At 65.8% G+C, this 13,946-nt stretch carries 13 protein-coding genes and 1 pseudogene; 9 read left to right on the top strand and 5 right to left on the bottom strand.

The window, feature by feature from the left end; translation table 11 throughout:
- Positions 1-2: 2 nt before the first annotated feature.
- The 4 genes and pseudogenes from CDO44_RS21255 to CDO44_RS21245 all read right to left on the bottom strand — a co-directional run bounded on the left by CDO44_RS21255 (position 3) and on the right by CDO44_RS21245 (position 3,936).
- Entirely contained in the window at positions 3-980 is a 978-nt protein-coding gene (locus tag CDO44_RS21255) for a tripartite tricarboxylate transporter substrate binding protein (protein ID WP_158213374.1), read from the bottom strand.
- 172 nt (positions 981-1,152) lie between these two features.
- Positions 1,153-1,884, bottom strand: coding sequence for an N-acyl homoserine lactonase family protein (locus tag CDO44_RS28420; protein ID WP_369824702.1), 732 nt, complete (start codon positions 1,882-1,884; stop codon positions 1,153-1,155).
- Between the two features lie 134 nt (positions 1,885-2,018).
- Positions 2,019-2,691 (bottom strand): annotated as a pseudogene (locus tag CDO44_RS28415) (Bug family tripartite tricarboxylate transporter substrate binding protein).
- A 207-nt stretch (positions 2,692-2,898) separates the two neighbouring features.
- Positions 2,899-3,936, bottom strand: a complete 1,038-nt coding sequence (locus tag CDO44_RS21245; protein WP_158213373.1) for a TauD/TfdA family dioxygenase — start codon at positions 3,934-3,936, stop codon at positions 2,899-2,901.
- A gap of 104 nt (positions 3,937-4,040) precedes the next feature.
- Here CDO44_RS21245 and CDO44_RS21240 point away from each other — a divergent pair, with 104 nt between their 5' ends.
- Together CDO44_RS21240 and CDO44_RS21235 are read left to right on the top strand one after the other, a co-directional pair.
- A complete protein-coding gene (locus CDO44_RS21240) occupies positions 4,041-4,952 on the top strand; it encodes a LysR family transcriptional regulator (protein ID WP_087782277.1) in 912 nt (303 codons plus the stop codon).
- Positions 4,953-5,069: 117 nt separating this feature from the next.
- On the top strand, positions 5,070-6,134 hold the full coding sequence (locus CDO44_RS21235) for an AI-2E family transporter (protein ID WP_087782276.1): 1,065 nt from the start codon (positions 5,070-5,072) through the stop codon (positions 6,132-6,134).
- Positions 6,135-6,573: 439 nt separating this feature from the next.
- On the opposite strand, the gene gdhA is transcribed toward CDO44_RS21235, so the two are convergent.
- Entirely contained in the window at positions 6,574-7,917 is a 1,344-nt protein-coding gene (gene gdhA, locus CDO44_RS21230) for an NADP-specific glutamate dehydrogenase (RefSeq protein ID WP_198951415.1), read from the bottom strand.
- Positions 7,918-8,234: 317 nt separating this feature from the next.
- Between gdhA and sugE the strand changes: the two genes are divergently transcribed.
- From sugE to CDO44_RS21195, 7 genes are all read left to right on the top strand, one after another.
- On the top strand, positions 8,235-8,549 hold the full coding sequence (gene sugE / locus CDO44_RS21225) for a quaternary ammonium compound efflux SMR transporter SugE (protein ID WP_087782275.1): 315 nt from the start codon (positions 8,235-8,237) through the stop codon (positions 8,547-8,549).
- 9 nt (positions 8,550-8,558) lie between these two features.
- On the top strand, positions 8,559-9,365 hold the full coding sequence (gene murI / locus CDO44_RS21220; RefSeq protein ID WP_087782274.1) for a glutamate racemase: 807 nt from the start codon (positions 8,559-8,561) through the stop codon (positions 9,363-9,365).
- Between the two features lie 146 nt (positions 9,366-9,511).
- Positions 9,512-10,057 carry a GTP cyclohydrolase I FolE gene (gene folE, locus CDO44_RS21215; protein WP_087782273.1) on the top strand — a complete coding sequence of 182 codons (546 nt, stop codon included), beginning with the start codon at positions 9,512-9,514 and terminating at the stop codon, positions 10,055-10,057.
- 355 nt (positions 10,058-10,412) lie between these two features.
- Positions 10,413-11,198 carry an ABC transporter ATP-binding protein gene (locus tag CDO44_RS21210; RefSeq protein WP_087782272.1) on the top strand — a complete coding sequence of 262 codons (786 nt, stop codon included), beginning with the start codon at positions 10,413-10,415 and terminating at the stop codon, positions 11,196-11,198.
- Between the two features lie 62 nt (positions 11,199-11,260).
- Positions 11,261-12,256, top strand: coding sequence for an ABC transporter substrate-binding protein (locus CDO44_RS21205; RefSeq protein WP_087782271.1), 996 nt, complete (start codon positions 11,261-11,263; stop codon positions 12,254-12,256).
- A complete protein-coding gene (locus CDO44_RS21200; protein ID WP_087782270.1) occupies positions 12,256-13,104 on the top strand; it encodes an ABC transporter permease in 849 nt (282 codons plus the stop codon). The genes CDO44_RS21205 and CDO44_RS21200 overlap by 1 nt, the downstream gene beginning before the upstream one ends.
- Before the next feature lie 21 nt (positions 13,105-13,125).
- A complete protein-coding gene (locus tag CDO44_RS21195; protein WP_233146297.1) occupies positions 13,126-13,896 on the top strand; it encodes an SDR family oxidoreductase in 771 nt (256 codons plus the stop codon).
- Positions 13,897-13,946 lie beyond the last annotated feature (50 nt).

Genomic DNA, 13,946 nt, shown 5'->3' with positions numbered 1-13,946 from the left:
CCCTAGTCCATCTTGATGGTGATGGATCGCCCCAGGCGCGACCACTGGTCGTATTCGCCGCGCAGGAACTCCACGAACTTCGGCCCGCTCAGCGTGCTCGGCTTGGAACCCTGGTTCGCCAGTGTTTGCATGAAGGCCTCGTCGCGGAATACGCCGTCGATGGCACGGTCGAGCTGGGACAAGACGTCCGCCGAGGCGCCTTGGGGCGCGAACACGCCGTACCATCCCGCCAGCCTCATGTTGCCGAGCCCGCTCTCGGCGAGAGTGGGCACGTTCGGCAGCATCGGCAACCGGTCGGGCGCCGTGGTGGCCAGCGCCGTCACCTGGCCGGCTTGTACGTACGGGAGGCCTACCTGGAGGTCTGTGAACAGCAAGTCGATGTGCCCCGCATGAAGATCGATCAGCGCCGGGCCCGCCCCTTTGTACGGGACGTGGACCAGATTCGCGCCGGTCTCGTGCTTGACCAGCTCCGCTGCGACGTGGGGAAGCGTACCCGTTCCCGAGGAGCCGATGTTCAGGCCGGCGGCACCGGCCTTCGCGCGCGCCGTAATCTCGCCGACTGTCCTGATGCCCGATTTCTTGCTTGCCATCAATATCATCGGAGCGGTGGCGATCATCCGCACCGCGACCAGATCGCGGAACGGATCGTAGGGTACCTTGGTCAGCGCGGGATTGATGGTGATAGGGCCCTGCAGGCCCAAAAGCAAGGTGTATCCGTCCGGCGCGGCGTTCACGACCGAACTGGTGCCGATGACGCCGCCGGCGCCGGCCTTGTTCTCGACGACGACCGGTTGGCCGAGCCGCCGCGCGAGGGCCGCCGCGAGAGAACGTCCGACCAGATCGGTGGGACCCCCGGGCGCGTAGGGAACGACGAGTTTGACCGGCTTGGAGGGATAGTCGGTATCCCGCGCGTGGGCGCCGGCTGCGCAGCAAAGGCTCGCAAATACCAGGCAGAGCGCGCGGATGCGATAGGTGAACACCGTATGTCTCCTCGTTTGTTCGTGCTCTCTAGGCGTGGCACCGAGTGCGAGGATTACAGCACAGCGTCGTTTCGCAGGGCGAAAACTCCATAAATAATCGACGAGGCCCCGCCGTCCCGCCGCATCGCGCATCATCGTTCCGGGATTGCCGTCACCCGAGCCCGGAGCTCCATCATTCGAGGAAGGACGCGCCACCCTTGGCGAGATGAACTTCGATGAAGCGAGTTTCCTCGCGCCTGCCGCCGGGGTGCCTGTCGAACAAGGCGATGTCATGCCCCGGCACGAGGCGCCGCAGGTCGTCGCCGGCCACGTCTTTCATGCGCCGGAACTCGCGCAGCATGTTCCAGGCATTCCCCTGCATGTAGCCGGGCGGCCACATGCGTTCCAGGTTCTCGTAGGTATAGCAGCAGTCGCCCGCGATGACATAGGCGCCGTCCGGGGTGGCCACTTCCAGCCACTGGCTGCCGAAGGTGTGCGTATCCTTGGCCAGCCGGCACGTGACGCCTTCGGCCACCGCCGCGTCGCCGTCCAGGAACACCACCCGGCCGTCCCGCGCGGCGGCCTCCAGCGCGTGGAAGTCGGCCACGTTCAGCGATGAGAAGGCCCAGTGGCTCTTGGACGTCTGCTCTCCGAATTCCTCGATGACGCGCTTCCACGACTCGTACTCGTAGCGTTGCACGTAGATCCGCGCGTTGGGAAAGCCGCGCAGGTTGCCCGCATGGTCGAAATGCATGTGGGTCAACACCAGCGTCTCTATCTTGCGGGGATCGACGCCGAAGCGTTCCAGCAGGACGTCGCTGCGCACGAAATCGTCGAACCTCCTGCCCGTCATCGACGCGCCCGAATCGAAGCCGGTATCGACCAGGACGAGCTGGCCCCGGCTGGATTTCAGGAGCGAGATCATCATCGGCACTTCCACGGTGCCGCGATTGCTCGCCACCGGCGCGCCGCTGAGGAAGTCGTGGGGCAGGCGGCCCAGGGCATAGCAAAAGCCCCATATGTTCCAATCGGTCATGCGGGTGTCCTTGTGCGGTGCGGTCAGTCGAATTTGAGCCCAAGGCGCTTGATGACATTCCGCCACTTGTCCGAATCGGCCTGGATGACGCGGTCGAATTCCTCGGGTGTGGTGGTCCTGGGCACCGCGGCACTGGAAACGATTTTTTCCTGAACTTGCGGGTCCGCGGCGGCGGCCACCACGGCCTTGCGCAGGGCGGCAAAGACGGCGGGCGGCAAGCCGGCGGGCGCGACGATGCCTCCCCACGATGCGACGGTGGCGTCGGGCACGCCCAGTTCCGCGAACGTCGGAATGTCGGGATGGCCGGCCAGGCGCTGGGCGCTCGAGACGCCCAGTATGCGCAGCTCGCCGGTCGCACAGCAGGTGCTGGGCGCCGCCTTCCCCCGAGGTCCCGAAGCTGAGCTTGCCGGGATGGGCCTTGACGTAGTCGACGAACTCGGAAAGGGTGCGCACGGGGAGCTTGCCGTTGACGATCAGGCCCATGGGCAGTTCGCTGACGAGCGAGACGGTCTGGAAGTCGCTGCGCTTGAAAGGCATCCGGCTGTAGAGGTGGGGCGCGATGGAGAACATGTTCGCGCCCGCGTACAGCAAGGTATAGCCGTCGTTGCCGGACTTGGCGACGTAATCGGCGCCGATCAGCGTATTGTTGCCCGGCTTGTTCTCGACCACCACGGGCTGGCCCAGGCTGGCTCCCATTTTCTCGGCCAGCATGCGGGCGACGATGTCGAATTGCCCGCCGGCGGTATAGGGAACGACCAGTTTGATGGGGTGCGTGGGCCATTCCGCCGACCGGCCCGGGGCGATTGCGCCCAGCGCGAGGGTTAGCGTTCCCATCCATGTCTGCAGGGTCTTCATAGCGGCCTCGTGAACGAAAAAAATCGGGATCCGTCGCGGGAGCCGCGGTCAGGCGGCCTGCGCCTTCGGCTTGCGTTCGAGCGGGTGCTTCAGCCAGTGATCCATGTCCTGGAAGCGCTCGTGGAAATAGGCGGGTATGGCGCCGTAGCCCGGGGTGCGTAGCCACAATCGCATCAGCAGCCGTTTCAGCTCGGGTTCTTCATAGTCCTCGAAGTCGGTGCGCGAGTGCAGGACCACGCGATTGTTCAGGAACTGGATGTCGCCTCGCCGGAAATCCATGTCGAGCCGGAACGTGTCGCTGGCACACAGTTCGTCGACGTATCGCATGGCCTCGTCCTGGTGTGCCGTCAAGCGCGGCACGTCGGGAAAGCGCTGTGCGGAGTCGACGTAGGTGCGTCCATGCTGGGTGAACAGCCGGCCGTCCAGCATCGAGAAGCGCGGCTCCACGTAGTAGGGAGGGCGGCCCGGGGGTTCCTCGCCGCGGGCATCGCAGTAGAAGGGCTGGTAGAGCACCTCCAGCAGGTCCGGACGCGTGCGCAGTATTTCGTTGTGGACCGCAGCGGCGCTGGCAATGCAGCTCAGGCCCCCGCTTTTGGACCGCCTGTAGCACAGCAGTCCGACGACGTCGCCCTGGTCGTTGTGGAAGGGCAGCCGGCGCGCGGTATGGAAGCCTCGCTGGGTGGGGTTCCTGTATTGATCGCCACCGGTGTCCCGCACGTCGACCAGCAGGTCTCCAAACGGAGTCTGCGCCAGCGCGGTCCCCATGTGGACGCCGAGCCCCCAGTACACCAGCCTGGTGCCTTCCAGGCCGTATTCGTCGACGGCCAGCCCGCGCATCAGCACGACGCCTGCGCCCGTCTCGACCTCGGCCAGGATGCGAGCCATGCGGACGGCGAAGCGGCCCAGCGGGAAGTCTTCCTTGCCGAAGGGAATCGTCAGGCCGCGAGTCCGTACGTGCGAGAGCGCCGACGCGACGTCGGCGCGGTCCTCGTCGTCCAGCTCGTAGATCCATTGCCGCGAATCCCGCATGCCTTGCCCCGTCCAGGCAGAGGGCCCGCGTGCGGGCTGAAAATCCAACGTCGCCATTCTCGTCTCCACCGCTTCCATGGGGTGGAAACACTCTAACTGCTCGCACTTCCCCCTACAATCGGCCAAATAGCGCGATATCAATTCTCGAAGCGAGAATAATCATGGACACCATCGCCAACCTGAAGGCCTTTCTCGAAGTGGCGAGAGCCGGCAGCTTCGTGGGCGCGGCCCGGCGGTTGCGGGTGGCGCCGTCCGTCGTCACCAAGCGGGTCGAGCAGTTGGAATGGCGAACTGGGCAGAGGCTGTTCGAACGTACCACGCGCAGGGTGTCGGTAACCGAAGCGGGGCGGCTCTTCATGCCCACCGCCGCGCGACTCGTCAATGACCTGGACGACGCCATCGCGCAACTCCAGAAAAGGCCGCGGGCGCTGGAGGGGCGCCTGCGCATCAAGGTGCCCACCACGCTGAGCGCGTTCTATCTGGGCGGGATGCTGGCGCGCTTCCAGAATCAACATCCCAACATCACCATGGACGTGCTGGCGCTGGACCGGCCTGTCGATCCCGTGCAGGAAGGCTTCGACATGGCGATCGGCATGTTTCCCGCATCGTTCGGAGGATCGGTCGACGTCGGCCTGTGCGCCGTGCCGCGGCTGGCCGTGGCCGCGCCAGCCTATCTTGCCCGCAACGAAGCGCCGCGGCATCCCTCGGAATTGCTGCGGCACCAGATACTCAACTTCCAGCCCCTGGGCGCGACCTGGACATTCGAGGGCAAGACCGGCCCCGTGGCCGTATCGGTGACCCCGCGCGTGGACTCGAACGATGGGTTGATCCTGTTGCAGAATGCGCTGGAAGGCAATGGCGTCACGCTATTGACCTCCTACCTGCTGCTTCCCGCGATCCAGGCCGGCCGCCTGGTCACCTTGCTACCGGAGTTCCGCGTGGCCGATATCTGGGTCAGGGCCATGGTCCCGGAAAACCGCATGCAGATCGAGCGGGTGCAAGCCTTGCTGGACTTCCTGCGCGCGGAGTTCTCTCCCGTGCCGCCCTGGGAACGGAACACGGGGTCCGCATGACGGCTGCGTGCCGGATGCCCGATACGTCGCATGCGGATGCGCGATCCCGCCCGCAACCCTCTGGGTAGCTGGTACAGTTGTCGGCGACGTTCTTCGGTATTCCGCTCGCAACCGTTCATGACGCCTCCTGTCTTTTCCGCTCGCCTCGTGGCCCGCTGGCTGCTGATCCTGATGCTGCTCGCCGGCGCGTATTTCTTCAGCGGATTTCTCGTGCCCGGCCTGGCCGCGCTGATCATCGGCCTGGCAAGTTGGCCTTTGTACCGGCGCTGGGTCCGCATCTGCGGCGGCCGCACGGCGCTCGCGGCCAGCGGCGCGCTGCTGGTCATCGTGGTCGGCCTGATCGTGCCGTTCGCCTTCGGCCTGTCCTACGCCATCCAGGAAGCGAGCAACCTCATCCGCTGGCTGCTCGAGGCCAACCGCGAAGGCCTGCCCGTGCCGCACTGGGTCAGCGGCCTGCCGCTGATAGGCGAGCGCCTTGCGGGCTATTGGGAAGAACATCTGTCCCGGCCGCATGCCCTCGGCGCATGGGTGCAGCTCATCAGCGGCGAACACCTGGGCAATATCTACCGGGTCGTGCTGTCCACCACCGGCAACGTCTTTCACCTCGCGTTGACGGTGGTGTTCATGTTGATCATCCTGTTCTTCGTCTACAAGGACGGCGAGAGCATCGTGGCCCAGCTCGACACGGTGGGCGAGCGGGTGCTGCCGGTGCGCTGGACCCGGCTCTCGCGCGTGGTGCCGGCCACCATCAGCGCCACTGTCACCGGCATGGGCCTGATCGCCATCGGCGAAGCCGTGGTGCTCGGCGTGGCCTATTGGATAGCGGGCGTGCCGTCGCCCGCGCTGCTGGGCTTGATCACGGGTTTCATGGCGCTGGTGCCGGGCGGCGCCCCGCTGGCCTTCACCATGGTGTCGCTGTACCTGATCGGATCGGGCAAGCTCGTGGCCGGCATCGGCCTGTTCGCCTGGGGCACCTTCGAACTCTTCGTCGTCGACAAGACCTTGCGTCCGCGGCTCGTCGGCGGACCGGTCAAGCTGCCGTTCCTGCCGACCTTCGTCGGCTTGGTCGGCGGCGTGCAGACCATGGGCCTGGTGGGCCTGTTCGTCGGCCCGGTGCTGATGGCGCTGCTCGTAGCCATCTGGCGCGAGTGGCTGAGAGAGCCGCCCCCCCCTATGCGCTGACGCAGGGGAGGCCCACTCCCTCCGCGCTTCGCGCAGGGGAGGCCCACCCCCTCCGCGCTTCGCGCAGGGAAGGCCCACCCCCTCCGCGCTTCGCGCGTCCCCCTCAAGGGGGCGATGCGAGTGGACCGGCGGAGCCGGATCCACCGCATCCTGGATCTAGTACCGTTATCTTGGGGTGGGGCGCTTGTGCTTCGCTGGCTGCCAGCGGTAGCCACGGTGTAGCAATTTAAGAAACTCGTACTATACCCAGGGCGCCGCGGATCCGGCTTTGCCGGTCCGCCAGCGCCGCCCCTTGAGGGGCGCGGCGCAAGCCGCGAGGGGTGGTCTCTCCTTCCAGCGCCGCCCCTTGAGGGGCGCGGCGCAAGCCGCGAGGGGTGGTCTCTCCGTCCAGCGCCGCCCCTTGAGGGGCGCGGCCACAGGCCGCGTGGGGTGGGCTTCCCTAATAAATGCCTTGCGCCAGCATGGCGTCGGCCACCTTCACGAAGCCGGCGATGTTGGCGCCGTCGACGTAGTTGATGCTGCCGTCGGGCCGGGTGCCGTGCCGCACGCAGTTCTCGTGGATGTCCTTCATGATGGCGCGCAGGCGTTCGTCGACTTCGGCGTGGTGCCACGACAGGCGTTGCGAATTCTGCGCCATTTCGAGTCCCGACACCGCCACGCCGCCGGCGTTGCTGGCCTTGCCCGGCGCGTAGAGCGTGCCGGCCCGGACGAAGACGTCCACCGCCTCGAGGGTGGACGGCATGTTCGCGCCTTCGGCCACGCACAGTACGCCGTTGCGCACCAGCGTTTCGGCGTCGTTGCCGTCCAGCTCGTTCTGCGTGGCGCAGGGCAGGGCGATGTCGACGGGAATGTGCCAGGGCCGCTTGCCCGCCTCGAACGCCAGCTTGTTGCGCGCCGCGAATTCCGAGAGGCGGCCGCGCTGGACGTTCTTGAGATCCATGATCTCCTTGAGCATGTCGATGCCGATGCCGCCCGGCACGTGCAGCGTTCCGTCCGAATCCGACAGGGTCACGACCTTGGCGCCGAGGTCCATGGCCTTCTCGGCGGCGTACTGCGCGACGTTGCCCGAGCCGGAGATCGAGACGGTCTTGCCGTCGAAGCTCTGGCTCTTGCGATGCAGCATCTGTTCGGCGAAATAGATGGTGCCGTAGCCCGTGGCTTCCGGACGCATCAGGCTGCCGCCGAAGGCCAGTCCCTTGCCCGTGAACACCGCGGCCGCGCTGTTGGACAGCTTCTTCATCATGCCGGCCATGAAGCCGACCTCGCGCGCACCCACGCCGATGTCGCCCGCCGGCACGTCCGTGTCGGGGCCGAGATGGCGGTAGAGTTCGAGCATCAAGGCCTGGCAGAAGCGCATGACCTCGCCGTCGCTCTTGCCCTTGGGATCGAAGTCCGCGCCGCCCTTGCCGCCGCCCATCGGCAGGGTGGTGAGTGAATTCTTGAAGGTCTGTTCGAACGCCAGGAAGCGCAGGATGGACAGGTTGACCGAAGGATGCAGCCGCATGCCGCCCTTGTAGGGCCCGATGGCGGAGTTGTGCTGGATGCGGAATCCGCGATTGACCTGGGTCTGGCCGCGGTCATCGACCCAGCATACGCGGAACTGGATGACTCGCTCGGATTCCACCAGCCGTTCGAGCAGGCCGTGCTCGGCGTAGCGCGGGTGCTTTTGCAGGAAGGGCCAGAGGCTCGTCATGACTTCCTTGACGGCCTGCAGGAACTCCGGCTGATGAGGGTCGCGCAGGGCAACCTGCGCAAGAAAGCTGTCTAGGCTGGCGTGTTTCAATATCGGCTCCGTTGAATGTCCGGGCGCTTGGGGTCGTCCTGCCGCGAGGGGCTGCGAGCGGCGTCGAGGGCTGCACCTTTTGCGTGCGGCGTTGCTCTGATCCGGTGCGTTGCACCGAAAAAACGCGGCATTGTAAACGCGTTTTTCCGTCATCATGCCGATAATTGACGACTTTATGCACTTATTTAGTGCAATCTTCAAATGGGGACGGAGCGGGGGCTGAGTGCCTTTCCAGACGATAAAATAGGGACGCAGCAAGACGGCAATCCTGCCGGGAATGGCGGGCGGCGGCGTTCCCGCAACCAGGAAGCACGAACATGGCTTGGACCATATTGATCATTGCCGGACTGATGGAAATCGGCTGGGCGATCGGCTTGAAGTACACCGAAGGCTTCACCCGGCTGTGGCCCTCCGTGGGCACCGTCGCCGCCATGGTCGTCAGCATGGCGCTGCTGGGCGTGGCGATGCGTACGCTGCCCGTGGGCACCGCCTATGCCATATGGGTGGGCGTGGGCGCCGTGGGAACGGCCGCGCTGGGCATCCTGCTGTTCGGCGAGGCCGCCACCCCGGCTCGGCTGGTCAGCCTCGGGTTGATCGTGGCGGGTATCATAGGACTGAAACTGGCTTCCTGACCCGCATCCATGACCTCCGCCGCACACGACGGCCCCTTAGGCATATTCGACTCCGGCGTCGGCGGCATCAGCGTGCTGAACGCCATCCGGCAGATCTTGCCGCGTGAAGACCTCCTGTACGTGGCCGATAGCGGCCATTTGCCGTACGGAGAGAAAACCCCCGCCTACATCGTGGCACGCGCCCTGCGCCTGGCCGAGTTCTTCCTGTCGCGCGGAGCCAAGGCCGTGGCCATTCCATGCAACACGGCGACGGCCGTCGCGGTCGAGGCGCTGCGCGACCGCTATCCGGGACTGCCCATCGTCGGCATCGAACCCGCGGTCAAGCCGGCGGCCAGGCTGACCCAGTCCGGCGTGATAGGCGTGCTGGCGACTACCGGCACGCTGCTCAGCGAACGTTTCCACGCCCTGGTACGGCGTGAGGCGCCGGGTGTGGAAGTGCTGCTCAAGCCCTGCCCGGGGTGGGTGGCGCTGGCCGAGGAGGGCTGGACCCCGGAACGGGACCATCTGGTGGCCGAGCCGCTGGCCGAGCTGGTTGCCAAAGGCGCCGACGTGCTGGTCCTGGGCTGCACCCATTTCCCCTTCCTGATCGACCCCATACGGCGGCACGTGGGGCCGGACGTCGCAGTATTGGAAACGGGGGTGCCGTTCGCCCGCCAATTGCAGCGGCAATTGCTGGTCCACGGGCTGGCCCGGGCGGCGGGCGAGGGGAGCGTGCGGTTCCTGACCAGCGGCGCGCCGGCCGAGGCGGCGGGGCGCATCGCCCGCCTGACCGGTGAGACGGCCGAGGTCGAGCGCCTGCCGGCCGAATACTGCTGAAGCGTCCCGCGAGGCACTGGGGAGCGGGGTAGGGCTTTTCCGGCCCGGCCGGGGGCGATGGAGTATCCTCACGCCTTCCATGCCGGCGGCCGTGCCGCATCCGGCTGGCCTCGTGCCGCGTTCCCAGGATACCCACAGGAGCCTCCATGTCGCTCGAACAGCATTACACCTCCATACTCGAAAAGCTCGGCGAGGATCCGCATCGCGAGGGCCTGCGCGACACCCCCAAGCGCGCCGCGAAGGCCATGAAATACCTGTGCCAGGGCTATTCCCAGAATCTCGACGAGATCGTCAACGGCGCGCTGTTCTCGTCCGACACCAATGAAATGGTGCTGGTCAAGAACATCGAGCTGTACTCGCTATGCGAACACCACCTGTTGCCTTTCATCGGCAAGGCCCACGTCGCCTACCTGCCCAACGGCAGGGTGCTCGGCCTGTCCAAGGTGGCGCGCATCGTCGACATGTACGCCCGCCGCCTGCAGATCCAGGAGAATCTCTGTCTTCAGATCGCCGAGGCCGTGCAGCAGGTGACCGATGCGCTCGGCGTCGCCGTGGTCATCGAGGCGCAGCATATGTGCATGATGATGCGCGGCGTCGAGAAGCAGAATTCCTCGATGGTCAGCTCCGTCATGCTGGGCGCGTTCCGCGAGAATCCTTCCACTCGCGCCGAATTCCTAGAACTCATTCGCTGACTGTCCGCACCTTTATGGTGCGTTCATGGCACGGTCGCACCGGGGCGGGCAGCGTTTTGCACCAATGAGAGGCCCGCCCGGGCTGCCTTTGGGCCCTTCCGTGCTGGCCCGCCGTTTGCTTGGCTTTGGTAGTGGTTTACCCCAGTCGCGCCCCCAAAATCGAGGCGCTATATTTTTGCCACTGTTTCGTAGATGAGATGAGGTTTCGTATTTAAGACGGCAAACGAGGTACCCGGAGCGATCGACGCACACTATCGCAGCGCCCAGGCCGCTTCGCAATCCATCCGGGACGAGCGGAATTTCTCCGCCGTGGTCGTTGTTGAATAGATGCTTCGGTTTATACAGGCCCCGCAACATGAATGAAATCGAGTTCCGCAAGGTCGGCAAGCGCTTCCTGGACCGCCAGACGGGGCAGCCCCGCGCGGCGGTCACCGACGTCAACCTGACCATCCGCAGCGGCGAGGTCGTCTCCATCATCGGCCCGTCCGGCTGCGGCAAGAGCACGTTGCTGAACATGGGCGCGGGCCTCTACCTGCCCAGCGAGGGCGAAGTCTACGTAGGCGGAGAGCGCGTGACCAAGCCCGTGCGCAAGGTCGCGTTCATGTTGCAGAAGGACCTGCTCATGCCCTGGCGCACCATACGCGCCAACGTCGAGCTGGGACTGGAGATCGAAGGCGTGGCGCCGCGGGAACGCAAGAGCGTGGCCGACGAGCTCCTGGCCAAGTGCCATCTCAAGGGGTTCGAGGAACACTATCCCTACCAGCTGTCCGGCGGCATGCGCCAGCGCGCGGCGCTGGCCCGCACGCTGGCCGTCGATCCGCAGGTGCTGTTGTTGGACGAGCCTTTTTCCGCGCTCGATGCGCAGACCAAGATGGTGCTGCAGCAAGACCTCGCCAAGATGGTGTACGAAAAACGCAAGACGGCGCTTTTCATCACCCACGACCTGGTGGAGGCCATCGCGCTGTCCGACCGGCTGCTGGTCATGAGCGAGCGTCCCGGCACCATCATCGAGGAAATCGTCGTGGACCTGCCCATGCGCGACAACCCGCTGGAACGGCGCAAGCTGCCGGAAATCGGCCCGCTGCAGGGCCGTTTGATGGAACTGCTGAAGGTCGGCAAGGAAACCGCCGAGCTGCACTGAATCCGTTCGTCTCTCCCAACACGCACGTTGCGCCCGTGGGCGCCATTCATACAGGAAGCCCTATGAAAAAAGCTCTGGTCTCCTTCAGCTTCAAACTGGCCACCGTTGCCGTGGCTGTCGCCTCGCCGCTTGCCGCCCAAGCCGCGCCGGAGGAAGTGAACTACCTGCTGCCCGCGCCGCCCACGCTGCCGGCCTTCGCCCCGTGGATGATCGCGCAGCAGCGCGGCTACTACGCCGATGAGAACATCAAGGTCAACTTCGTGCTCGGCAAGGGCGGGGTCGACGTCGCCAAGCAGATCGGCGCCGGCAATGCGGTAATCGGCGGCGCCATCGGCGACACGCCCATCATCGTCCGCGCCAATGGCGTGCCCGTGAAGGCCGTCGCCGTCCTGGGCGCGGGTTCGCTGTCGTCGCTGGCGGTCAAGAAGGACGGCCCGATCAAGTCGGTCGCCGACCTCAAGGGCAAGACCGTGACCGTGATCTCCTACAGCGACACGACCTACTACGCGCTGCTGGGCACGCTCAAGAAATACAACCTGAGCAAGAGCGACGTGTCGATCCAGGCCGCCGGGCCCGCGGGCGTGTGGCAATTGTTCGCCGCCGGCAAGGCCGACGGCATGGCCGCCACGCCCGACTGGCTGGTCGATGCGGACGAGGCCACCAACGGCAATGCCGAGTACCTGAAGATCGACAAACCCTTCAACAGCATGGCGCAGGCCATCATCGCCTCGGACGAGACGATCAAGAAGAATCCGGACCTGATCAAGCGCCTCGTGCGCGCGACCCTGCGCGGCATGCAGGACGTGATGAAGGATCCCAAGAGCGCCGCCGCCACTTACGCCCAGGCCGCGCCGGCCTTCAAGGGCAAGGAAGAGAAGCTCGAGCGCATCCTGCGCCTGTACAACAAGTACGTGTACGCCGACCAGAAGGTGTTGGGCCAGATGGACACCGCCCGCCTGGCCGAGGTGCAGAAGTTCTACGTTTCGGAAGGCATCGTGTCCAAGGCCGCGCCCTTGACCGATCTTTATACGAACCAGTTCGTCGGAGTTGAGCGGTAATGTCCGTATCCGTATCCAATGAAGGCGCGCCCGCGGTGGCGCGCACCGCCAAGCCGGCCGCCCGCCCGTTCTTCGCGGGCAAGGTCGCCACGGCGAGCGGCAGCCTGCTGGTCCTGCTCGTGTTCCTGGCCGCCTGGGAGTGGGGGCCGGGACTGCTGAACATGCCGGAATTCATCCTGCCCCGCTTCAGCCGCGTGGTCCAGGAGTTCGGCCACATGTGGCAGAACAGCGAGCTGCTCATGCACAGCGGCATCACCGCGTTCGAGGTGATCGTCGGCTTCATCCTGGGCGCGCTGCTGGGCCTGGTGGTGGGCGTGGTGCTGGGCCTGTCGCCCACCACGGAATCGATCCTGTCGCCGTACATCCTGGCGCTGCAGATCGCGCCCAAGGTGGCGTTCGCGCCGCTGTTCGTCATGTGGCTGGGCTATACCATCTATCCGAAGATCCTGGTGGCGATCCTGATCGTGTTCTTCCCGGTCATGATCAATGTGCTGTCGGCCGTGCGCACCGTGGATCCCGACATGGTCAACCTGGTCCGCACGCTCAACGCCAGCCGCTGGCAGATCTTCCGCCTGGTCGAGTTCCCGTCGGCGCTGCCGGCGCTGTTCTCGGGCCTGCGCATCGCCTCCACCCTGGCCGTCATCGGCGTGACCGTGGGCGAGCTGGTGGGCGGCAACCTGGGCCTGGGCTTTCTGCTGGTCGACGGCGAAGGGCAGGGCAACACCGCTGCCGTATTCGTCACCATCGCCGTGCTCACGCTGATCGGTATCGTCGCCTATGCGGGCGTCGTCTGGGCGGAGAAGCGCGTCCTTCATTATCTGCCGCGTGCGGCGACCACCACGGTCTGAGCGCGGTTCATGGGAGCAACGTTGGATTCAAGCAATATCGGTAATCTCCTGCAGGGCCGCCGCATCCTGGTGACGGGAGCGGCGCGCGGGCTGGGCTACGAGTTCGCGGTGGCGCTGAGCCAGGCCGGCGCGAAGGTGGCAATGGCCGACATCCTGGCCGACACGCTGCGCCAGTCGGTCGAGACCTTGCAGGCCCGCGGTTTTCCGGTGCACGGCATCGAGGTCGACCTGGCCGATCCGGGTTCCGTCGAGCGGTGCGCCGGCGAGGCCGTCCAGGCGCTGGGAGGGCTGGACGGTCTGGTCAACAACGCCGCGATCACCAACTCGGGCGGACGCAGCGCGCACCAGCTGGACGTCGAAGTCTGGGATCGGGTCATGCAGGTCAACGTGCGGGGCACCTGGCTCATGTCGGTGGCGTGCCACGAGGCGCTCAAGGCCTCCGGCCGGGGGGCGATCGTCAATCTCGCCTCGGATACGGCGATGTGGGGTGCGCCCAACCTGCTGGCCTATGTGGCAAGCAAGGGGGCGGTCGTCTCGATGACGCGTTCGCTGGCGCGCGAGTTCGGCGCCGACAACATCACCGTCAATGCCATCGCGCCGGGGCTGACCCTGGTCGAGGCGACCGAATACGTGCCCGAGGCGCGGCACAGGCTCTACCACGACCAGCGTGCGATCAGCCGCGAGCAGGTACCCGACGACGTGAGCGGTTCGGTGATCTTCGCCTTGTCCGACCTGGCCAGGTTCGTGACAGGCCAGCTGCTGCCGGTCAACGGCGGATTCGTGATGAATTGAAAGAAGGGCGGCGGTGTGACCGGCATCGCACTTCCGGGCCGGTATCATTC

Origin of the sequence: Pigmentiphaga sp. NML080357 (assembly GCF_002188465.1) — a bacterium.
Classification (GTDB): Bacteria; Pseudomonadota; Gammaproteobacteria; order Burkholderiales; family Burkholderiaceae_B; genus Pigmentiphaga.
This window is presented reverse-complemented; position numbering and strand designations above follow the sequence as displayed.